The 22350-nt window shown below is 73.7% G+C and carries 14 protein-coding genes; 5 read left to right on the top strand and 9 right to left on the bottom strand.

Going from position 1 to position 22350, the window contains the following annotated elements; genetic code table 11:
• Positions 1–30 precede the first annotated feature (30 nt).
• Positions 31–1122 carry a glycosyltransferase family 2 protein gene (locus ACGF3A_RS37150; protein ID WP_393734911.1) on the top strand — a complete coding sequence of 364 codons (1092 nt, stop codon included), beginning with the start codon at positions 31–33 and terminating at the stop codon, positions 1120–1122.
• A gap of 6 nt (positions 1123–1128) precedes the next feature.
• Here the strand turns inward: ACGF3A_RS37150 and ACGF3A_RS37145 are convergent, their stop codons facing one another.
• The 5 genes from ACGF3A_RS37145 to ACGF3A_RS37125 form a co-directional block, all read right to left on the bottom strand.
• The gene (locus tag ACGF3A_RS37145; RefSeq protein ID WP_393734961.1) at positions 1129–2781 is read right to left on the bottom strand and encodes a serine/threonine-protein kinase; all 1653 of its coding nucleotides are present in this window, start codon (positions 2779–2781) and stop codon (positions 1129–1131) included.
• A gap of 72 nt (positions 2782–2853) precedes the next feature.
• Positions 2854–5136 (bottom strand): CDP-glycerol glycerophosphotransferase family protein, encoded by a 2283-nt coding sequence (locus ACGF3A_RS37140; protein WP_393734910.1) that lies wholly within the window; start codon positions 5134–5136, stop codon positions 2854–2856.
• On the bottom strand, positions 5085–7460 hold the full coding sequence (locus tag ACGF3A_RS37135; protein ID WP_393734909.1) for a CDP-glycerol glycerophosphotransferase family protein: 2376 nt from the start codon (positions 7458–7460) through the stop codon (positions 5085–5087). Before ACGF3A_RS37135 ends, ACGF3A_RS37140 begins: the two co-directional genes overlap by 52 nt.
• A 128-nt stretch (positions 7461–7588) precedes the next feature.
• On the bottom strand, positions 7589–8371 hold the full coding sequence (locus ACGF3A_RS37130) for a decaprenylphospho-beta-D-erythro-pentofuranosid-2-ulose 2-reductase (RefSeq protein ID WP_393734960.1): 783 nt from the start codon (positions 8369–8371) through the stop codon (positions 7589–7591).
• Positions 8372–8461: 90 nt separating this feature from the next.
• A complete protein-coding gene (locus tag ACGF3A_RS37125; protein ID WP_393734908.1) occupies positions 8462–9877 on the bottom strand; it encodes an FAD-binding protein in 1416 nt (471 codons plus the stop codon).
• Positions 9878–10116: 239 nt separating this feature from the next.
• On the opposite strand from ACGF3A_RS37125, the gene ACGF3A_RS37120 reads away from it, so the two are divergent.
• The 3 genes from ACGF3A_RS37120 to ACGF3A_RS37110 are packed head-to-tail and all read left to right on the top strand — an operon-like array spanning position 10117 to position 12014.
• A complete protein-coding gene (locus ACGF3A_RS37120; RefSeq protein WP_393734959.1) occupies positions 10117–10599 on the top strand; it encodes a phosphatase PAP2 family protein in 483 nt (160 codons plus the stop codon).
• Positions 10589–11569, top strand: a complete 981-nt coding sequence (locus tag ACGF3A_RS37115) for a decaprenyl-phosphate phosphoribosyltransferase (RefSeq protein WP_393734907.1) — start codon at positions 10589–10591, stop codon at positions 11567–11569. The genes ACGF3A_RS37120 and ACGF3A_RS37115 overlap by 11 nt, the downstream gene beginning before the upstream one ends.
• A gap of 13 nt (positions 11570–11582) precedes the next feature.
• Positions 11583–12014 carry a GtrA family protein gene (locus tag ACGF3A_RS37110; RefSeq protein ID WP_393734906.1) on the top strand — a complete coding sequence of 144 codons (432 nt, stop codon included), beginning with the start codon at positions 11583–11585 and terminating at the stop codon, positions 12012–12014.
• Here the strand turns inward: ACGF3A_RS37110 and ACGF3A_RS37105 are convergent.
• The 4 genes from ACGF3A_RS37105 to ACGF3A_RS37090 all read right to left on the bottom strand — a co-directional run bounded on the left by ACGF3A_RS37105 (position 12007) and on the right by ACGF3A_RS37090 (position 19927).
• A complete protein-coding gene (locus ACGF3A_RS37105; protein WP_393734905.1) occupies positions 12007–12915 on the bottom strand; it encodes a carbohydrate ABC transporter permease in 909 nt (302 codons plus the stop codon). The two genes, ACGF3A_RS37110 and ACGF3A_RS37105, sit on opposite strands and share 8 nt — an antisense overlap.
• The gene (locus ACGF3A_RS37100; protein WP_393734958.1) at positions 12912–14192 is read right to left on the bottom strand and encodes a carbohydrate ABC transporter permease; all 1281 of its coding nucleotides are present in this window, start codon (positions 14190–14192) and stop codon (positions 12912–12914) included. The genes ACGF3A_RS37105 and ACGF3A_RS37100 overlap by 4 nt, the downstream gene beginning before the upstream one ends.
• Positions 14193–14403: 211 nt before the next feature.
• Entirely contained in the window at positions 14404–15753 is a 1350-nt protein-coding gene (locus tag ACGF3A_RS37095; RefSeq protein WP_393734904.1) for an ABC transporter substrate-binding protein, read from the bottom strand.
• Between the two features lie 235 nt (positions 15754–15988).
• A complete protein-coding gene (locus ACGF3A_RS37090; protein WP_393734957.1) occupies positions 15989–19927 on the bottom strand; it encodes an FtsK/SpoIIIE domain-containing protein in 3939 nt (1312 codons plus the stop codon).
• 595 nt (positions 19928–20522) lie between these two features.
• On the opposite strand from ACGF3A_RS37090, the gene ACGF3A_RS37085 reads away from it, so the two are divergent.
• Entirely contained in the window at positions 20523–22253 is a 1731-nt protein-coding gene (locus tag ACGF3A_RS37085; RefSeq protein WP_393734903.1) for a serine/threonine-protein kinase, read from the top strand.
• Positions 22254–22350: the final 97 nt, after the last annotated feature.

Below are 22350 nucleotides of genomic sequence, written 5' to 3'. Positions count from 1 at the left end.
CCGTCACAGCCCCAGAGAGAAGAGCGCCCCGTGAGCACTCCCGACGTCAGTGTCGTCGTCGCCGTCTACAACACCATGCCGTACCTCACCCGCTGCCTGGAATCGCTCACCCGGCAGACGCTGGGGGAGCGCCGGACGGAGGTCGTGGTCGTCGACGACGGCTCGACCGACGGGAGCACGGAGGAGATCGAGCGCTTCGCGCGGCTCCATCCCGCCCTCTTCACCGTGCTGCGCCAGCCCAACTCCGGCGGACCGGCGGCCCCCAGCAACAGGGGGCTCGAACTGGCCTCCGGACGGTACGTCTTCTTCCTCGGGGCCGACGATCATCTGGCACCGGACGCGCTGGAACGGATGGTCGCGATGGCCGACCAGTACGGCTCCGACGTGCTCCTGTGCAAAATGGCCGCCGTCGGCGAACGGACCGTCCCTACGGGTGTGTTCAAGGAGACCGCTCCCGCCATCCGTCTGGTCGGGGACGGGCTTCCCTGGGCGCTGTCCAACACCAAGCTGTTCCGCCGCGAAATGGTCGAGCGGAACCGCATCCGCTACGACGAGGACATGCCCGCCTTCAGCGACCAGCCGTTCGTCCTGGAGGCGTGCTTCCGGGCCCGCCGCATCTCCGTACTGGCCGACCAGGACTACTACTTCGCCGTACGGCGCGCCGACTCCAGCAACATCACCTTCCGCGCGGGGCCCGAGCTGCGGCTGCGCTGCGCGGCGAAGCTGTTCGAGACGACCTGCCGCTTCCTGGAGCCGGGTCCGCTGCGTACGGGATTCCACCGGCGCCACTTCCACGTCGAGCTCTTCCAGCTCTTCGGCCCCGACTTCCCCGCGCTCGCCCCGGAGGCGCGCGAACGCGTCGTCACGGGCGCCGCGCGGCTGATCGGGGCGCACGGGGACGGCGTGCTGGAACGGCTGGACGAGCGCCGCAGACGCACCCTGGAGCTCGCCCGGAGGGGCGAGACGGAGGCGCTGTGCGAGGAGATCCGCCGCGACCCCGAGCGCACCGGGGACGCGGCGACGGCGCAGGAGGGCTTCTCCCTGGTGCGGTGGCTCCTCGCGCCCGTACGGGGCACGCGGGGCGTCCGGGGCGCCCGCAAGGGCGACCGGCAGCCCGCCTGACACGCGCTACGCGGGCGTCGCGCAGAGGGTGACCCCGCCCGCCGGTATCTCCCGCGCGCCGAGGCAGGGCGAGCGCGGGGCCGAGCCGGGGGTGGAGCTGATCCGCGAAGCGGCGGACACGACGCTGTTCACCTTGTACTGGGCGGCGCCGGACCAGCACGGGACCTCGACCCACTCCCGGGTGTACTCGGTGTTCTCGCCCTCGCCCTCCTTCCAGTCGTCGAAGTAGACGCAGTCCCCGGTCTCCGCCTTGGAGACGGGGTCGTTCAGATAATGGCTGACCCATCCGGAGAAGGACGCGTTCTCGGCGTAGAGGACGAGACCGAGGATCAGGGCCGCCACGGCGAGACCCCAGCCCACCGCCGAGTTGTCGTTGCCCGACGAGGTGCTGGCGCTGGAGCCGGAGCCGCTGGAACCGCCGCTCGGCGCCGCCGCCTTCGCGGCCTGTGGCTTCGGCTTGGGGTTGGGCTTCGGTTTCGGCTTCGGTTTCGCCTTCGGAGCGGAGGCCGAGCCGTTCGCGTGGCCGAGCCGCGGCCTCTTGGCGTCCTCCCATGCCCGGAGGCGTACCGTCACGCCCTCCTTCAGCCGGAGCGCCCACGGGTCCGTCTTGATCCCACGGCCCCGTACCTGGACCGTACGGACGCCCGGTTCGGCCTTGAAGACGCCTGTCGTATCGGGCCGAACCTCGCCGAGGTCCCGTCCGCTGATGAGGACGTCCAGCGGGACCGTGCCCTCGTTCTTGACCTTGACGACGGCCGACAGGTGGGCCGTCGGGGGCGGGGAGTGGACCGAGGTCTGTTTCCTGGTCTTCTTAGGAGGCTGCTGTGAGTCCCCCGGCGGAGCGGAGGAGGTGTCCTTCCCTCCGGCGGCACGTTTCGACGGGAGCAGCTCGCGGGCCCTGGCGAGGCTCGCACGCGTGTCCGGGTCCTTCTCCAGCAGCTCCGTGACGAGCGGTTCGAGGGCGCCCGCGCGCCGCATCGGCGGGGGATCGTCGTAGGCGACAGCGTGCAGGGACGCCGCGGCGGAGTCGCGCTGGAACGGTGAGACGCCCTCCAGCGCCTCGAACAGGGTCACCCCGAGCGAGAAGAGGTCGCTCGCGGAGCGGGCCTTGCGGCCCTGGGCGCGCTCGGGCGCGAGGTAGGGCGCGGAGCCGATGACGGCGCCGGTGGTGGTGAGGCTCGGGCCGGTCTCGGAGGCGGCGATCCCGAAGTCGGTGAGGAGGATCTGCCGGTCCTTGGTGACCATCACGTTGGCCGGTTTCACGTCGCGGTGCACGATGCCCTGCTGGTGCGCGCCGTCGAGCGCGTCGAGCAGCGCCGTGGCCAGCCTGCGCCCGGCGGCCACCGACAGCGGGCCCTTGGCCAGCCGTTCGTGCAGCGTGCCGCCGTCGACGAGCTGCATCACGATCCAGGGGCGCTCGTCCTCGACGACGACGTCATGGACGGTGACGACGTGCGGATGGTCGCGCAGTTTGACGGCGCTGAGCGCCTCGAACTCGGCCCGCCGCAGCCGTTCGGCGCGCTCCTCGGGCGGCATGCCCAGGTGCAGCCAGAGTTCCTTGACCGCCACATGCGTGTCGAGCCGCTCGTCGTGCGCCTTCCAGACCCGTCCCATGCCACCGGATCCCAGGGGTTCGAGCAGCCGATAGCGGCCCGCCACCTGATCCCCCGACCGTGCCCCGTCCGTCACGAGGAGCGATCATCCCTGACCGTTCCGCTACTGACAAGGCAACTAGGGGGCGGAGAGGACCAGTTGACCGTCGTCGTCCGGATCGTCCTGCGAATCGTTTTCCCGTTCACCCGATCGGGTCGGCTTCGGTCCCGCCGTCCCGGCCTCCGGCCAGGGCAGCGCCTCCCGGGCCTCGCCCAGCAGCACGCGCCGTACGACGCGTTCGGCGGCGCGCCCGTCGTCGTACGGGCAGAACCGCTCCCGGAACGCGGCCCGCAGCGCCTCCGCCTCCGGGCCGCGCCAGGCGCCCGAGCGGAGCACCCCGGCCAGTTCGTCCTCGGTGCGCGCCGTGGCGCCCGGTGTCTCCCCCGGACGGCCGGACAGGAGGTCGAAGGTGACGCCCCTGCTGTCGCGGTACGTCTCCCAGTCGGGGGCGTGGATCACCAGCGGGCGGTCCAGCACGGCGTAGTCGAACATCAGGGACGAGTAGTCCGTGACCAGTACGTCCGAGGCGAGGCACAGGTCCTCGACGGAGGGGTGCCGCGAGACGTCGGTGACCAGGCCCCTGTCGTGCAGCTCGCGCAGGGCCTGGTCGCGCCCGTAGTAGTAGTGGGTGCGCACCAGGACCGTCCATCCGTCGCCCAGGGCCGCGCAGAGCCGTTCCAGGTCGAGACGGGGCACATAGCCCCTGCGGTAGTCCCGCATGGTCGGCGCGTACAGCAGCGCCGTACGGCCCTCCGGAACACCCAGCCGGGCGCGCGTACGGGCCGTCTCCTCCGGAGTGGCCCTCGCGAGGCGGTCGTTGCGCGGATAGCCCGCCGGAAGGTCCTCGTACCGGCAGGGGAACGCGCGGTCCCACACCTCGGCGGAGTGCGGGTTGGAGGTGACGCTGAAGTCCCAGCGGTCGGAACGGCGCAGCAGTTTCGTGAAGTCCGTACGCGCCGCGGCGGCCGGATACGGCTGCTGGTCGAGCCCCATCGACTTCAGGGGCGTGCCGTGGTGGGTCATCACATGGAGCTGTCCGGGGCGCTTGACCAGATGGTCGGGGAAGTTGACGTTGTTGACGAAATACGTGGCGCGTGCCAGGAGCTGCCAGTAGCGGCGCGAGCGCGGCCGCACGTGGTCGGTCCCGGGCGGCAGGGAGGCGACGGCCCCTGGGCGTACGACCCACACGCCCTTGATGTGCGGGGCGAGTTCGCGCGCCCTGTCGTGGACGGCGGCGGGGTTGCAGGCCACGCCCCTGTCCCAGTAGGCGGAGTAGACGGCGAGATCGGGACGGAGCGGCAGCCGCCGCTGGAAGGCGTAGTAGGCGCGGTGGACGTGCCGGCCCAGGGCGCTCCGCAGCCGTCCGCGCAGCCCCCGCGCCCGCCCCGCGGCCCGGCGCACCCGCTCGCGCGCGGCGAACAGGGCGTACGACCCCCGCCGCAGCAGCCGGAAGTCGCGCTCAGCGCCCGGGGGCGGGCGGAAGCCGGGCGGCAGGTGCCGCCGGTGGTCTGCCGCCGCCAGCCGGAAGTACGCGCGCCGGTCCGCGGGACGCACCCGTGCGGTGCGGCGCAGGCAGAACAGGTAGTGCGAGATCATCCGCTCGAACAGCAGCGGCCGGTGGGCGTCCAGCTCCGGGCGGCGGTCCAGGAACGCGAAGAGCGAGGCGTACTGCGGGAAGATGTCGAAGTGCCGCCTGCCCGGCGAGCGCGTGATGGCCCCCTGGTAGCGCTGGCGGTAGTCCACGCAGACGCGCGGGAGGCAGCCGATGGAACGGGCGCAGATCATCACCTCGTAAGAGAGTGGCGCGTCCTCGTACAGTCCGGGCTCGAAGGCGAAGCCTTCCCGCAGGTAGAAGTCACGCCGGTACGCCTTGTTCCAGGCGACGTGGAACAGGGTCAGCAGATCCGGCCGTTCGGCGACCGCGGACGTCTGGGCGCCCGTCGCGGCGAGCTGCTCGGCGAACATGCTGGGCCGGATCTCGCCCCACCAGTACGAGCGCTGGTGGTCGAAGACCAGCACGTCCGGGTCGCCGCAGGCGCTCAGGTGGCGGTCGATCGCGGCCAGCGAGCCGGGCAGCAGCGTGTCGTCGCTGTCCAGGAAGAGCAGGTACTCGCCCGTCGCGTGCGCCACCCCGGTGTTGCGGGCCCGCCCCAGGCCGCCGTTCTCCGCCAGGTGCAGCACCCGTACGCGCGGATCGCGCGCCGCGTACTCGTCCAGGATCCGCCCGCTGCCGTCCGGGGAGCAGTCGTCGACCCCGATCACCTCCAGGTCCCCGAACGGCTGCGCGAGGACCGAGTCGAGGCACTCCCTCAGATAGCCCTGGACCTGGAAAGCGGGGACGACGACGCTGAAGCGGGGCATGATCCTCCTTCGAGGGCTCCTTCTGGGGCTTCTTCCGGGGCTTCTTCTCGGGCTTCTTCGGGGGGCCCTTCGGGACCGGGGACGCCGGGTACGCCGGGTACGGGCGGGGCGTACGGCGGCGCCGGGCTCCGCTCGGCTGGCGGCACGGGCTGCGGCAGGGCCGCGCGGGGCTCGCCGAGGAAGAGATGGCGTACGACGCGTTCGGCGGCGCGCCCGTCGTCGTACGGGCAGAACCGCTCCCGGAACGCGGCCCGCAGCTCCCGCGCGTGCGGGCCCGTCCAGGCGCCGGTGGCGAACAGGTCGACCAGTTCGTCCTCGGTGCGCGCGACGGGCCCCGGCGGGGTCTCGGTGACGTCGAAGTACGTGCCGCGCGCCGCCCGGTAGGCCTCCCAGTCGGGCGCGTGCAGCACGAGGGGGCGGTCCAGGTTGGCGTAGTCGAACATGAGGGACGAGTAGTCCGTGACCAGCGCGTCCGAGGCGAGGCACAGGTCCTCGACGGACGGGTGCCGCGAGACGTCCAGCACGCCCTCGGGGAGCTCGCCCTCCGGCTCGCCGTCGTAGAAGTAGTGCGGCCGTACGAGCAGCACGAAGCCGGGGCCCAGCAGGCGCGCGACCCGGGCCAGGTCCAGATGGGGCCGCCAGCCGCGCCGGTAGTCCCGGTGGGTGGGCGCGTACAGGACGGCCGTCGCGTCGCCGGGGATGCCCAGACCGGCACGGAGGCGCGCGACGTCCTCGGCCGTGGCCGTGTGGAACACGTCGTTGCGGGGATAGCCGAACTCCAGCGTGGTGTACGACGCCGGGTAGGCGCGCTCCCAGACGAGGGTGGAGTGCGGGTTGGAGGAGAGGCTGTAGTCCCAGCGGTCCGCGCGCTCCAGGAGCTTGGCGAAGTCCATCCCGTCGGCCCCCGCGGGGTAGTGCCGCAGGTCGAGGCCCATCGACTTCAGAGGCGTGCCGTGGTGGGTCTGGAGGTGGACCTGTCCGGGGCGCTTGGCGTAGGCCTGCGTCAGGTTGGTGTTGCTCACCAGATAGCGGGCGCGCGCCAGCGCCGACCAGAAGGCGGGGGAGCCGGGGTTGATCCGCCGCACGCCCGGCGGGAGCGTATGGGCGTGCTCGGGCGTGGTGATCCACACCGTACGGATGTGCGGGGCCAGCTCGCGCACCTTGGCCTCGACGGCGGCGGGGTTGCACGCGTAACCACGGTTCCAGTAGGCGGAGAAGACCGCGAGCGAGTCGTCGAGGGGGCGGCGCCGCTGGAGGGCGTAGTGGACGCGCAGGGCCGCCTTACGGGCGGACGCGTGGACCGCGCGCGTACGGGCCGCCAGGAACGCGCGCAGCCGCCCGGCGCGGGACAGCAGCCGGAAGGTGCGGTGGGTGCCCAGCCGGACGAGCAGGCGGCGCAGCCGCAGCAGCGCGGGCTGCGGCGGGCAGGTCGCGGCGGGCGCCGCGCGGTAGCGGCGGCAGTAGGCGCGGCTGATCCGGAAGAACTCGGCCCGTGCCGAACGGGGCAGCCGTTCGGGGTTGTTGTGGATGGCGGCGAAATGGTCGGCCATTTTGCGGTAGAGCACAGGGCGCCACCGTTCCAGCCCCGGGCGTGCGTCCAGGAACGCGAACACCCGGTCGTACTGCGCGAAGACGTCGAAATGGCGACGGCTCGTGGTGGACAGGATGTTGCCCCTGCGCCGCTGCCGGTAGAGCACGCAGACGCGGTCGAGGGTGGCGATCGAGTCGGCCGTCAGGAGCGCGGGGAACGTCCAGGGCGTGTCCTCGTAATAGCCGGGCGGAAAGGTCAGTCCCTGGCGGGCGACGAAGTCGCGGCGGTAGACCTTGTTCCACACGACCGCCAGCAGCCGCAGCAGCTCGGGCCGGTCCGCGAGCCGGAAGACCTCGGGGGAGCCCTCGACGCGCTCGGTCAGCAGGCCTGCGCGGGCGTTGCGGGAGACGGTGCCGTCCCAGTACGTACGGGCGTAGTCGTAGACCAGCAGCTCAGGGGCGCCTGTCGCGTCGAGGCGGTCGGCGATCGCCTGGAGGGCGCCGGGCGCGAGGGTGTCGTCGCTGTCGAGATAGAGCAGGTAGTCGCCCTGAGCCCGCGCGGTGCCCCGGTTGCGGGCCCGGCCGAGGCCGACGTTCTCCGGCAGGTGCAGCACGGTGACGCGGGGGTCGTCGGCCGCGTAGGCGTCCAGGATCTCGCCGCAGCCGTCGGGGGAGCGGTCGTCGACGGCGATCAGCTCGAAGTCGGAGAAGGACTGCAGGAGGACGGAGTCGAGGCACTCGTGCAGATACGCCTGCACCTTGTGGACGGGGACGATCACGCTGAATCGGGGCACGGCGAGTCCAGTCGGTGTTGGGCTGTCTGACCTAAATGTCGTATTAATGCCCCGAAGTGGTCAGTGTGGCCCGTCCCCGCCCCGAAAATGCCCCGATCGGGCCCTTGCCGGGAGCTTGACGCCAGGGCCTAGGAGGGCAGGCGGCGGAAGAGGCCCCGCGGCAGATGCCGCAGCGCGCTCATCACCGGCCGCAGCACCGACGGCGCCCATACCGTGTGGGCCCGGCGCCGCATCCCGCCCTCGATCGCCTCGGCGACCGCCTCGGCCGTCGTGGCGAACGGCGCGGGCTCCATGCCCTCCGTCATCCGCGTCCGTACGAAGCCGGGCCGTACGACCATCACGTGGACGCCCGAGCCGTGCAGCGCGTCGCCCAGGCCCTGGGCGAACGCGTCGAGCCCGGCCTTGCTGGAGCCGTACAGGAAGTTCGCCCGGCGGGGGCGCTCGGCCGCCACGGAGGAGAGCGCGACGAGCGAGCCGTGGCCCTGCACGCGCAGAGCCTGGGCGCAGACGAGCCCGGCGGAGACGGCGCCCGTGTAGTTCGTCTGGGCGATACGGACGGCGGCCGCCGGGTCGTGCTCGTCGCGCGTCTGGTCGCCGAGGACCCCGAAGGCGAGCAGCACCATGTCGATGTCGCCCTCGGCGAAGACCTTGCCGAGCACCTCCTCGTGCGTCTCCGTCGCGAGCGCGTCGAAGGCGACCGTACGGACGGCGACCTCGGCCCCCGGGGGAGCGAGGGAGACGGCGTCCTCGCGCAGCCTGGCCGCGGCCTGGTCGAGCGCGGGCGAGGGGCGGCCCGCGAGCCAGACCGTACGGGTGCGGCCCGCCAGGCAGCGGCGGGCCGTGGCCAGCGCGATCTCGGACGTGCCGCCGAGGACGAGCAGGGACTGCGGGGCGCCGAAGGCGTCCTTCATGGAGAGCTCCTCGATGAACGGGTAACGGGTTCGCAGGGTCATTCGCAGGGCCATTCACAGGGTCATTCGCAGGACCAGACGGCGGGCCATTCACAGGGCCAGGCGGCGGGCCAGGTCGGAGGTGAAGACCCCCTCCGGGTCCAGGCGGGCGCGCAGCGCGCGGAAGTCGTCGAGCCGGGGGTACATCGCGGGCAGCAGCTCGGGCCGCATCCGGGCGTCCTTGGCGAGGTAGAGCCGCCCGCCGACCCCGGCGACCTCCTCGTCCAGCTCGTCGAGGAAGCCCGCGAGCCCCGGCAGCCCCGCGGGGATGTCCAGCGCGAGGGTCCAGCCCGCCTTCGGGAACGAGAGCCAGCCGGGATCCCCCTCGCCGAACCGCTTGAGCACGGCGAGGAACGAGGGGCAGGACCGGCGCGAGATGAGATGCACGATGCGGCGCAGCGTGTCGTCGTGCTCGTGCCCCACGACGCACTGCCACTGCACGAACCCGGCGCTGCCGTAGATGCGGTTCCAGTGCGGCAGCCCGTCCAGGGGGTGGAAGAAGGCGGCCAGCCTCTGGAGTTCGCCCGTCCGGCTGCGGGGCGCCTTGTGGTACCAGAACCTGTTGAAGACGCCGACCGTGCTGCCGCGCAGCAGCCCGTTCGGCAGCGCCCGGGGCGCGGGCGGGAGTTGCCCGGGGCGGAACGCGAGCGGCGCGGCGCGCAGCCGCCGGGGGAGCGCCTCCAAGGGCGCGTGGTCGCCCCGGGTGAGCACCGCGCGCCCCACTGCCGCACCGCGCGCCAGGAGGTCGATCCAGGCGACCGAGTAGCGGTACAGATGGTCCGTCGAGGCCATCCGGGCGAGCAGCGCGTCGAGGTCGGGGAGCCGTTCGGTGTCGACGGACATCAGCGAGGTCCCGACGGGGTGCAGCCGGAGCGTCGCGCTCAGGACGAGACCGGTCAGTCCCATTCCGCCCGCCGTCGCGTCGAACAGCTCCGTGCCGGGCGTGACGGTACGCACCTCGCCGTCGGCGGTGAGCAGCTCCATCGAGACGACGTGCCGGGTGAAGCCGCCGGAGACGTGGTGGTTCTTGCCGTGGATGTCCGCGCCGATCGCGCCGCCCACCGTCACATAGCGGGTCCCGGGCGTGACCGGCACGAACCAGCCGAGCGGCAGCAGCACCTCCATCAGCCGGTGCAGGCTGACCCCGGCCTCGCACTCGACGAGACCGCGCTCCGCGTCGATCGACCGGACGCGGTCGAGCCCGGTGGCGTCCAGGACGGTGCCGCCCGCGTTCTGCGCCGCGTCGCCGTACGCGCGGCCCAGCCCGCGGGGGATCAGCCCGCGGGGAGCGAGCCCGTGGGAGGTGCCGCCGCGCCCTTCGCGCCCGCCACGTGCGCGAAGGGCGGCGACGGCGGTCACTGCCTCCCCCGGCGACCCCGGCCTCAGCACCGTGGAACGGGAGGGCGCTGTCCGGCCCCAGCCGGTGAGGATCCGCGGGGCCGGGGACGTCGTCTGCTGAACAGGCATGACGGCGACCGTATCGCCCCAGATCGCCATCAGCCGGATTAGCCAGGCCAATTCTGGCTGAAAGGGTGAAAATCTGAGTGTCGGATCTTCGGGTAACGGCCTGCCGGGCCCGCCACGGCGACCCTCGGAACGTGGCTGCGAGGACGACGACCGTGGAAACGCCGCACACCTGGCTGCGCGCCCAGGGGGCATGGCTGCACGCCCAGGAGGCCCGGCTGCGCGCCCGGGAGCGGCACGCCCTGCGCGCGCTCGGCGACTGCGCCGCCGACCGGCGCGTGGCCGCCTCGGCGCGCGCCCTGTCCTGGTGCGGCGAACACGCCGCCGTCTGGCTCGCCACCGGGCTCGCCGGCGCGGCGGCCGACCCCGCGCGGCGCGACGGATGGCTGCGCGGCACGGCCCTGGTGGCCGCCGCGCACCTCGCGAGCATGGGCGTCAAGCGCGTCGTGCGCCGCCCGCGCCCCCTGCTGGAGGGGCGCGCCCCGCTCGTAAGGACGGCGGGGCGGCACTCCTTCCCCAGCTCGCACGCGGCCTCGGCGGGCGCCGCGGCCGTGGCGTTCGGCGCGGTCCGGCCGGGGCTGGGCGTGGCGCCGCTGGCCGCGCTGGTCTGCGTGTCGCGGCTGGTGGCCGGGGTGCACTACCCGTCGGACGTCGTCGCGGGCGCGGCGCTGGGCGCGCTGACCGTCCGGCTCGGCGCGCGGAGGGAGCGGTTCCATGGTTGCTGAGCGGACAGGGTCGCTCGTACGGCAGGAGGCGCGGGCCGGTGCCGTCCCCGTGCCCGTACGGCCGGACGGGGACGGGCACGGCGACGGAGGCGGCGGCTCCCTCGCGGGCGGGCTGCTGCGCACGGCGCGACCCCGGCAGTGGGTGAAGAACGTGCTGGTCGTCGCCGCGCCCGCGGCGGCGGGCGAGCTGGCCTCGCCGCACACGCTGCGTCAGCTGGTCCTGGTCTTCGTGCTGTTCACGGCCGCCGCCTCCGCCGTCTACTTCCTCAACGACGCGCGCGACGCCGCCGCCGACCGCGCGCACCCGGAGAAGTGCCGCCGCCCGGTGGCCGCCGGGATCGTGCCCGTACCCGTCGCGTACGCCATGGGCACGCTGCTGGCGCTGGCCTCCACCGGGCTCGCCGCGCTGCTCTGCAACCGGGCGACGGCGGCGCTGCTGGCCGCGTACGTGGTGATGCAGATCGCCTACTGCCTGCTGCTCAAGCACGTCCTGGTCGTCGATCTGGCCGTCGTGACCGCCGGGTTCGTGGTGCGGGCGATGAGCGGCGGGCTGGCGCTCGACATCCGGCTGTCGCGCTGGTTCCTGATCACGGCGGGGTTCGGCGCGCTCTTCATCGTCGCCGCCAAGCGCTACTCCGAGGCGCTGCTCATGGGCGAGGGCGAGGGGGAGACGCGGGCCCTGCTGCGCGAGTACACCGTGGGCTACCTGCGCTTCGTGTGGCAGCTCGCCGCCGGGGTCGCCGTCCTCGGATACTGCCTGTGGGCGCTGGAGGGCGGCACGGGCGACGGCACCTCGCTGTGGCGGCAGCTCTCGATGGTGCCGCTGATCCTGGCCGTGCTGCGGTACGCGGTCTTCGCCGACCGGGGCGGCGCCGGGGCACCGGAGGACGTGATCCTGCGCGACCGGCCGCTCGCCGTGATCGGCCTGTGCTGGGGACTGCTCTACGGGCTGTCGGTGGCCGGACTGTGACGGAGGCCGGGCGGTGACGGCGGGCGGGATCCGGCGCGAGCTGGCCGGGTTCGCGCTGGCCGGGGTGTGCGCGTACGGGGTCGACGTCGGCCTCTTCGTCTGGCTGCGCGGCCCTCAGGGGATGGACCCGCTGGCCGCCAAGGCGCTCTCCTTCGTCGCCGGATGCGCGGTGGCGTACGCGGGCAACGCGCTGGGCCCCTACCGGACGAACGGGGCCCGGGGCGGCGCGGGGCGGCGGTTCCTCGTCTTCTTCCTGGTGAACGTGGCGGGCGCCGCCGTGCAGCTGGCCTGCCTGGGCGTTTCCCACTACGGGCTCGGCCTCACGTCCGCGCGGGCCGACGTGGTGGCGGGCGCCGGGGTCGGGATGGCGCTCGCCACCGTGCTGCGCTTCTGGGGGACGCGCACCCTGGTCTTCGGGACCTCCCCCGGCGCGCGGGCTACTTGACGGCCCCGGCCATCACTCCGGAGACGAACTGCTTCTGGAAGGCGAAGAAGACCGCCAGCGGCACCAGCATCGAGATGAACGCGCCGGGCGCCAGGACGTCGATGTTGTTCCCGAACTGGCGTACCTGCTGCTGCAGGGCGACCGTGACCGGCGGATTGGTGGAGTCCGCGAAGATCAGGGCGACCAGCATGTCGTTCCACACCCACAGGAACTGGAAGATGCCCAGCGAGGCGATGGCCGGGCCGCCCAGCGGCATCACGACGCGGGTGAAGAGCCGCAGCTCCCCCGCGCCGTCCAGCCGCGCCGCCTCCAGCAGTTCACGGGGGATCTCGGCGAAGAAGTTCCGCAGCAGGAACACCGCGAACGGCAGGCCGAAGGCCGCGTGGAAGAGGATCACGCCCGTGGTCGTCTCGAAGATGCCCAGCCAGCCGAAGAGCTTCGCGACCGGGATCAGCGCCACCTGCACCGGCACCACCAGCAGCCCCACGACCACCAGGAACCACCAGTCGCGGCCCGGGAAGTCCATCCACGCGAACGCGTACCCCGCCAGGGCGCCGATGACGACCACCAGCGCCGTCGCCGGGACGGTGATGAGGACCGTGGTGAGCAGCGAGTCCATCACCTGGTCGTTCTGGAACAGCGCGTCGTAGTTCGCCCAGGTGATCTGGTCGGGATCGATGATCCACGGGAAGCTGCCGTTGAAGTCGAAGACCTTCCACCAGCCGGAGATGGAGATGTCGGCCGGATCGCGCAGCGAGGACACGAGCAGACCGGCCGTCGGCGTCAGCCAGAACAGGGCGATCACGATCAGCGCGAAGCGCACCGCCCAGTGCCCCGTCAGGGAGGCCAGCCGTGAGCCGGCGGAGCGCTTGCCGCGCACACTCTCAGGCACCGTGGTCATCGGCGGGACTCCCTCCGCAGGCGGCGGACATTGATGACCATCACCGGGACCACGAGCAGCAGCAGGATCACCGCGATGGCGCTGCCCACGCCCTGGTTCGCGCCGCCGCCGAAGGACTCCAGATAGAGCTGGAGCGCGAGGACGTTGGCGTCCTTCTGGGTGGCCCCTGGCGCGATGATGTAGACGAGGTCGAAGATCTTGAGGACGTTGATCATCAGGGTGACGGTCACGACCGCGAGGACCGGCGCCAGCAGCGGCACGGTGATCTTGCGGAAGACCTTCCACTCGTTGGCGCCGTCCACCCGCGCCTGTTCCAGCAGTTCGCGCGGCACGCCCGCCAGGCCCGCCGCGATCAGCACCATGGCGAAGCCCGCCCACATCCACACGTACGAGCCGATGATCGCGGGCGTCACCAGCGTCGGACCGAGCCAGTCGACGCCGCCGTAGGGCGCGGCGAAGTTCGAGGACGGCAGCCGCAGCTGGGCGCCGTCCGCCTTCGCGGGCAGCGTGAAGGTGCCGTCCGTGCCGCTCGTGGCCTTGGCGACGACGCGGCCGTCCTTCACCGCCTCGATCTTGATGTCCTTGAGGGCCTTCTCGCCCTGGTCGATGACGCCGTCCTTGCTGCGCCCGCCCTTGACGAAGTCCTGCCAGACGGTGCCGGTGATCTCGCCCTTGCCGCCGGGCTCCGCCTTCGCGGCGGGCGTCGCGTCCGCGGTCTCGCGCGGCGGGATGCCGACGAGCGGGATGCTCGCCGGGTCGGCGGCCGACACGGTCCCGCGCGTGGTGTACGCGCCGTCGCCGGACGCCTTCAGCGGCGCGTCGGGGCGCGGGCGCGCGTCGGGCCACGGCGCGGTGTCCACGAACGTGTCGTGCACCGTCGTCCACATGGCGTTGGCGACGCCGCGGTCCGGGTCCTGCTCGTACACCAGCCGGAAGATGATGCCCGCGGCGAGCATCGAGATCGCCATCGGCATGAAGACGAGCAGCTTGAACGCCGTTCCCCAGCGCACCCGTTCGGTCAGCACCGCGAAGATCAGGCCGAGCGCCGTGCAGACCGCGGGGGCGACGATGACCCAGATGAGGTTGTTCTTGAACGCGGTCAGCGTGGTGTCATCGCTGAAGACCTCGGAGAAGTTGTCGAAGCCCACGAAGCCGCTGCCGTCCTTGTCCAGGAAGGAGCGGACGATCGAGTACCCGATGGGGTAGACCACCAGGGCGCCCAGCAGGACCAGCGCGGGCAGCAGGAAGCCGGCCGCGAGCCAGGGCCGGCGGCGCATCACCGAGACCCGGTCGGGGCGGCCCGGCCTCGCCGGGGCGACCGGCGCGGGGCCCGGCTGTGCCTCGCTCACGTCGCGGGGTGGTTCTTCGCCCGGATCGGGCGGCGTCGTCGGGGTCGACATGACGGTGATCTCCCTGTCCGGATCCGTCAGTTGGGGCTGTTGTCGCGGCGTGGCGCGCTCCGGTGCGGAAGCGCGCCGGGCGTACCGCTCACTTCTCGTACGCCTTCGACGCCGCGGCCTCCAGCGCGCGCTGGGCGCCCTCCACGTCGTTCGGTTTCATCAGGAAGTCCTGGAGCGCCTTCCACTCGCCCTCGCCCTTGGTGCCGCCGAAGGCGGCCGGGGCCTGGTCGGACATGTCGAAGCGGAAGTCGTCGCCCGCGCCGACCAGCGCCTTGGCGATCTCGCGCTGCGGGGCGTTGGGATAGGCCGAGAGTTCGAGGTTGCGGTTCGGCGAGACGTAGCTGCCCTCGGAGGCCCAGATGCCCGCGGCGTCGCGCGAGGCGAGGAAGGTCGCGAGCGCCTGCGCGCCCTTGCCCTGCTTGAGGATCGCGGCCGCGTCGCCGCCCGTCACGACCGGCGGCTGGCCGTCGACCTTCGGGAACGGATAGACCTGCGCGTCCTTGCCTATACGGGCCTTGGTGTCGCCCTCGATGTTCACCCCCACGAAGTCGGCCTCGAAGACGAGGGCCGCCTCGGGGTCGGCGAGCTGGCCGAAGATCTGGGTGACCGACTTGGGGAAGTCCGTCTGGAGCGCGCCCTTGTTGCCGCCCGCGATCAGATGGCGCTGCTCGAACAGCTCGCCGAGGGTCGTCAGCGCCCGCTTGACGGTCGGGTCCGTCCACTTGATCTTGTGCTGCGCGAGCTGGTCGTACTTCTCGGGGCCCGCCTGGGAGAGATAGATGTTCTCGAACCAGTCGGTGAGCACCCAGCCGTCGGCGCCGCCGACCGAGACCGGGTCGACCCCGGAGTCGGAGAGGGCCTGCGCGTCGGCCAGGAATTCCTTCCAGGTCTTCGCCTCGCCCACGCCCGCGTCCCGGAAGGCCTGCGTGTTGTACCAGATCAGGGACTTGTTGGCGACCTTGTAGTAGACCCCGTACTGCTTGCCCTCGTACGAGCCCAGGTCCCGCCAGCCCTTGCTGAAGTTCTTCTTGAGCTCGGCCCGCGCCTCCGGACCGAGGGGCTTGACCCAGCCCTCCTCGGCGAACTGCCGCAGGACGCCCACCTGCGGCACCATCACGATGTCGGGCGGCGCACCGCCCTCGACCTTGGAGCCGACGTACGTCGCGACGTTGTCCCCCGTGGGGACGAACTCGACCTTGGCGCCCGTGCGCCGCTCGAACTCGTCCAGAACCTTGCGGAAGTTCTCTTCCTCGCCGCCCGTCCAGACGGCGGCCACCTGGAGCTTCTCGCCCTTCAGCTTGGGGAGTTCGACGGTCGGCTTGTGGGACTTGGCCCACGCGCTGCCCTCGTCCTCGGCGGCGCAGCCCGCCGTGGCCAGGGCGAGGACCGCCGCCGAACCGAGTGCCAGGGCCGTGCGCGCGCCGTGCGAGATACGCATGATCTCCCGCCGTCCCTCCCCCGTAGTTTTGTGGCAGGAAGGTCGACGACAGAGCTCACCCCGTCACAGGGCAACCCCGTCGGAGCGGCCCCATCGCCGTCCGTCCCGTGCGGAAGGTTGTACGCCCCGATCAGGACACCCCGCAATACCGTGTCGGCTGTCAAGGGCTGCTTCTTGACCACTCCGTGACCTTGGCGGCACTCCAGGTCGCAAGCGGTCCCGACACGTTCCGGAATCAGCCGTGACGTCCGGACTGCTGCGCCGCGCGGCCTATGGCACTGGCGAGCAGAGCGAGGTCCGTGGGGCCGTTGCCGAGCTCCCTGACGGGGCGGCGCGCGGGCGGGTCACCGGTGCGCGCCCAGTCCAGCGGGACGACGGTGGGCCGGAGCGTCGCGGTGCGCGGGATGCGTCCCGTGACACGGCCCGCCTGGAACGGGGTGCTCGACGGCCCCTGGGCGCCGGAACCTGCCGTCTCCAGGACGCCCCTTCCGGCCGGCACACCGTCCTGACCTGCCTCTCCGCCCCCGGCGGTGCCCGCGCCCGCCGCCGGTGCTCCGCCCGTCAACCGGGCGTGCAGGGCTGCCGCTTGGGCGACCGCCGTGCCCGCCGTACGCTCCGCGCGGCCGGTCGCGGCGACCAGATGGACGCCCAGCCGCGTGCCCTCGCGGGCGACGGCCTCCAGCGCACGGACGACCGAACCGGCGGCGGGACGGCCGGGGTTGCCCAGGGCGGGGTCCACCAGGGTGTCGAAGTCGTCGACGAGGACGGCCAGACGGGGCAGCACCGCGCCGTCTCCTCCGGCCGCCGCCGTCGCCGTCGGCATGGTGGCGGGCGCGGGCGAGGGCACGTCCGTACGCCGCGAGGCCGCGGGGCCCTGGGCGCCGGTGCCGCCGTCGCCCTCCCCGCCGTCACCGCCGCGCGGGCGGAGGCGGAGGGTGCGGCGCGTGGTGTCGGGCTCGACGTCCGCCGCGCTCGTACCGCCCCTGCCGGGCGACGGGGAGTCGGGGCCTTCGCCGCCGGACGCGGAGCCGGATCCGGCTCCGGAGCCGGTCGCGGGTCCTGTGCCGGGCTCGGGCGGGCGCGCGGCCGCGCTTCCGAGCGCGTCGAGGGCGCCCGGGTTGGCGGGGCCGGAAGGGGCGGGGGAGGGGGCCGGGCCCGTGCCCGGGTTCTCCTGCGCGCCGCCGCTGCCGCCGCCCGTCTGGAGGACCGGCTGACCGGTGCGCGACTCCCGCGCGCCCTCGGGCACGCGCGCCGGAGCGCGGTCCCGCTCCCTGTCGCGCTCCCTGTCGCGCTCCCGTTCGCGCTCGCGGTCGGGGGAGCGGCGCGGGGAGATCACCCGGTCCGCGGGACGGGAACTCACCCGTGCGTACTCCTCGTACGTCCGCTCGTCGCCGATCACCTCGGCGCGGCGCTTCAGCTCCGCCGTGAGGGCCTGTGCGAAGTCCCGCATCCGGACCGGGTCACCCGCCGTCAGATGGCCCGTGACGTGCGGCAGATCGGCGCACGCCCGCAGCCCGTCGCCCGCCTCGGAGCCCGCGCCGTCCACCAGCAGAAGTGCCAGCCGGTCGGGGCGCTCGCCCGCGGCGAGCGAGGCGGCCAGCGAGTGGACCAGCTCGGTCTTGCCCGCGCCGGGGCCGCCGCTGATCAGCACATGGCCGGGCAGCCGCGCGAGGTCGGTCTCCAGCGTGCCGTGCGGGCCCGCGCCGAAGACCAGGGGCGCGCGGCCCGCGGTCTCGGCGCCGCGCTCCGACCAGCGGGCGAGGAGCGCCGCCGGGGTGGCCCGGGCGAGGCCCAGCTCGTCGAGCAGGCGGCAGCTCTGCGGGAGCGTCACGGCGGGCCGCGAGCCCGCGCGCTCGGCGGCGCCCTCCGGCTCGCGCAGCGGCGCCAGGGCGCGCGCGAACCGCTCGGCCCACGCGGCGGACACCGCGTCTATGGTCGCCACCGGGCCCGCCGTCGAGGGCGCGTCCCGGTGCACGATCCGCACCGCCGTCGCCACGTCACCGCTCAGCAGGGCGAGGGTGTGGCACTCAGGGAACGCCGCGCACGCCGCGTTCGCCGCCTCGATCGTCGCCTCCACCGGCGAGGCCGGACTGGCGGGCGGCGTCTCGGCGAGGCACAGCAGATAGATGCCCGCCGCGGAGCCCTCCCGGGCGAGCCGGGCCACGCTCTCGCGCAGCTGCGCCGATCCGGGGTCGCCGTCCACGACGAGCAGCGCGGCGGGGCCGGGCGGTGCCGCCTGGCCCCCGGCGCGCGTACGGGCCTCCGTCTGCGTGTCCAGGCGGCGCAGCAGCTCGGCCGTACGGGCCGCGGCCTGCTCGCGGTCGTAGGCGACGAGGAGGCCGCAGTCCTGCCCGTGACCGGGACGGAGATGGGGGAGCCAGCCGAGCCACGACCACTCCTCGGCGCGCAGCCCGGCGCCGCGCGCCCGGTCGGTGGAGAGCAGCACGACCTCCAGGGCGCTCGGCCCGTGCAGCGCCGTGAGCTGGGCCAGCACCGAACGTGCCAGCCCCGCCAGCCGCGAGCGCGGACCCGCCAGCCCGAGCGCGCCCGCCTGCCGCAGATCGACGGTCACCGGCTCGCCGTGCCCGCCGCCCCGGTGCGCGCTGCCGAGCCGCACGGTCATCGCGTCGGGATGCCCGGGCTCGCGCTCCCAGAGGCGGGGGCCGGGGCCGAGCGCCGTGAGCAGCGCCGCCGCCGGATCGGGCCAGCGCGCGTCCCACGCCCGCACCTGCGCCTCGGACGCACCGGACCCGGCCGGGCCGTGGTGCGAGGAGGGCGTGCCCGGCGCGAGGGCGGCGGACGAGCCCGTACCGGAAGGGAACGGGGCACCGGGGCGTGAGGTGCCCCCGGGGCCGCCGAAGCCGTCGGGCGCACCGGGATCGGCGGGGGCGAACGGGCCCACGGGACCGCCCTGTCCACCCGGGGCACCGGGTCCGCCCGGTCCGTCGGAGCCCGGGGCACCGGCAAGGTCGCCGGATCCCCCGGAACCGGAACCGCCATCCTGTGCGAGGTCCGCGCGGCCGCCCGAGAAGCGCCGCTTCCAGCCGCCCCGCGCCCGGCCGCGCCGCCGCTCCTGGTCGGCGGGCTCGCGGCTCGTCACCGGTGGCTGTGCGAACCCCGAGCCGTGCGTGACGCCCTCGCCGGGGGTGCCGGGGAACGGTCCCCCCGGTGCGTAAGCGTGCCCGCCCTGGCCCGGCGCCCCCTGGGGCGCGGCGGGCGGGACGGCGGGGATCGGGTCCGCGGGGGCGGGCGCGGGCGCGGACGCGGGCGCCGGGGAAGCGTGGCCGGAACCGGAGGGGGCCGCCGGGGCGGGCTCCTCGCGCACCACGCGCAGCCGCCCCTCCCCGTCCGGAACGGTCCGCAGCGCCTGGGCAGCCGAGTCGCCCGTGCCCTCCAGACGGATCGCCGTCTCGCCGATACGGAGGGTCGATCCGGGCCGGAAGAGCACCGGCTGGGGGCCGACGGGCGCGCCGTCGACAGAGGTGCCGTTGGTCGAGCCGAGGTCGGTGACGGTGACGGCGCCGCCGTCGGTGACCGTCACCGCGCAGTGCAGCCGGGAGACGTCCGGATCGTCCAGCGGCACGTCCGCCTCGGCCGAGCGTCCCAGGTGGACCTTGCCGCCCTGGAGCAGATGGATGCCGCCCGCGTCGGGGCCCGCGACGACATGGAGGCGGGCCTTCGCCGATCCGTACGCCGAGACGGCCGCGCCGTGCGCGGGCAGCGCCGCGGGCATCACCGGGCCGTGCAGCGAGACCATCGCGCCGTCGAGCAGCGGGGGCTCGCCGATGATCTGGCGGTGCGGATCGAGGCGCTCCGTCCCCGCGTACACCACCACGGGCTCCTGCGGGGGGACCGAGGCGGCGGCCGATGCCGCCTGGGGCTCACCGGAGGCGGCTCTTCCGCCCTCCTCGGCGGACGTCCCGGCAGCGGAACCCGCGGTCCCGCCGGCCGAGGCCGACGCGAGGGCCGAGGCAGCCGTGGTCGCGAGGGAGCCCGTGATCGCCGCGAGGACCGTGCCCGCCGGGGCCGTCACCTGGACGTGCGCCCGCTCCGCGACCGCTCCGCCGGGGGCGCCGTCTCCGCTCCCGGCACCCGGTCCCGACAGCGCTGCCGCGCCCCCCGCACCCCGCCCGACGCCACGCGGCGCCAGGGCGACAGTCAGCCGGATCTGCATCGGCCCCTCCAGGTCCCGTGCGCACGGCGCGCGCGACGGGCCGCCCACCCCGTCGCAGCGCTCGCGCGCTGGCACACTCTCTCGTCCACTGAGTCCACTGCTCGTGATGCTGGATGCATACTCGCACCCGCCACTGACACCGCCGCTCGAAGTCTCCCCGTACCGGCCACCCAATGATCTTGATTGGACTGGTCCATCCGCAAGGGGGCCAGGTCGGAACCTGTGGATTCCCCGAGTCCGCTCCGCCCTGTCCGCGCCCTGTCCGCCTCGCCCTCCGCCTTGCCGCGCCTGCGCTGCAAGGAGATCCTCCCTGTCCGTTAGGGCGGGGGAAATCTCTGCAAGAAGGCGGGGAGTGACCGGAGGGGGACGGGGGAAGGCGTCGGTGGACCACATCACTGACCACCCTTTGTCCACTTCGGAACGGTCTCTTCCGGCGACCGGAACGGGACCGCAACCATCCGTCCGTACCGCGCGTCTTCCCGGGGAGCCGTCCCGGCTCTCCGTGTGCCGAAGGGCACGCGCACGGCCGGTCACCGTCCTTGCGGGACGGCATAGTGTGGGCGGGATAGCAGTACGAGACCAGGGAGCGCATGACGTGCGGCCGGTAGGCAGCAAGTACCTGCTCGAAGAGCCGCTCGGACGCGGCGCTACGGGCACCGTCTGGCGGGCCCGCCAGCGCGAGACAGCGGGCTCCGAGGCGGCAGTGGCCGGACAGCCCGGCGAGACCGTGGCTATCAAGGTCCTCAAGGAGGAGCTGGCCAACGACCCCGATGTGGTGATGCGGTTCCTGCGGGAGCGCTCTGTCCTGCTCAGGCTCCAGCATCACAACATCGTGCGAACCCGCGACCTCGTCGTCGAGGGCGATCTGCTCGCACTCGTCATGGACCTGATCGAGGGCCCGGACCTGCACCGCTATCTGCGCGAGAGCGGCCCGTTCTCGCCGGTGGCGGCCTGTCTCGTCACCGCCCAGGTCGCCGACGCGCTCGCCGTCAGCCATGCCGACGGCATCGTGCACCGCGACCTCAAGCCCGCGAACGTCCTCCTCACCGAGGACGAGAACGGGATGCGGCCGATGCTCACCGACTTCGGCATCGCGCGCCTCGCGGACTCCCCCGGTCTGACCAGGACTCAGGAGTTCGTCGGCACCCCGGCGTACGTCGCGCCGGAGTCGGCCGAGGGCCGCCCGCAGACCTCCGCCGTGGACATCTACGGCGCGGGGATCCTGCTCTACGAACTGGTCACCGGGCGCCCGCCGTTCAGCGGGGAGAACGCGCTCGCCGTGATCCACCAGCACCTCGGCCAGGAGGCCGAGCGCCCGCCGGGCCTGCCGGACCCGCTGTGGACCGTTCTGGAGCGCTGCCTGCGCAAGCAGCCCGAGGAGCGCCCCAGCGCCGTCAACCTCGGCCGCTCCCTGCGTACCGTCGCCGCCGGGATCAGTGGCGACGCCACGCCCCAGGCGGCGGCCGCCGCCATGGGCGTCGCCGCGATGCTCGCGCCCGACCCGACGCCCGCGCACGTGCCCGGGTCCGGTCCGGCCGGGGACGCCGACCCCACGCAGGTCCTGCCGCACGGCGCGGGCCCCCAGCAGGGCGGCCAGCAGGGCGGGTACGACCCGGCGGCGGCGACCGACGTGCTGCCCCAGACCCCCGGCCCCGGCGGGTACGACCCGGCGGCGCCCACCAACGTGCTCCCGCAGACCGGGCCGAACGGCGCGCAGGGCAACCCCGACGCCGATCCGACCCAGGTCATGCCGCCCGTTCCCGGCGGCCCGCCGCAGGCGCCCCCGCAGCCCCAGCAGCCCCCGCAGCCCGAGGGGCCGCACCCCTGGGAGAGCCAGCTGCGCGCGGCCCGGGACCGGAACGAGCAGACGCAGGTCCAGCCCGTCGACCCGAACCTCGACCCGCTGCGCCGCCGCCCCCAGCGCCGTCAGGGCCCGCCGCAGCAGCCGCCCCAGCGGCAGCAGCAGCGCCAGCAGCCCCCGCCGCAGCAGTACGGCCAGGGGTACGGGCAGCAGCAGCCGCAGCGTCCGCCCGCGCAGCCTCCGCAGCGCCGCCAGGAGCCTCCGCAGCGCCGTCAGGAACGTCCGCCGCGCGAGCCGAGGCCCCGCCGCGAGCCGCGTCAGCGCAGCGCGAACCCCATGCGCATCCCGGGGCTCGGCTGTCTCAAGGGCTGCCTCTTCATGATCGTGCTCATCGTCGTGGCGGGCGTGCTGATCTGGAACTTCACGGACGCGCCCAAGTGGTGGGCGGAGGGCCAGAGCTTCTGGGAGAAGACCCAGGACTTCTTCGGGAAGATCGGAGACCTCGCGAGCAAGCTCAACGGCTGACTGTCCGTACACCGGAGCGAGTCTGGGGATTTGTCGACTTCCAGCGGGGGATTTCCCCCACAGAAGTGACGGTTAACGGCATCCGGGGCTCCCAACC

Origin of the sequence: Streptomyces sp. NPDC048172 (assembly GCF_043202595.1) — a bacterium.
Taxonomy (GTDB): Bacteria; Actinomycetota; Actinomycetes; order Streptomycetales; family Streptomycetaceae; genus Streptomyces.
The sequence above is the reverse complement of the archived record's forward strand: the minus strand, read 5'-3'. Positions and strand labels throughout refer to the sequence as shown.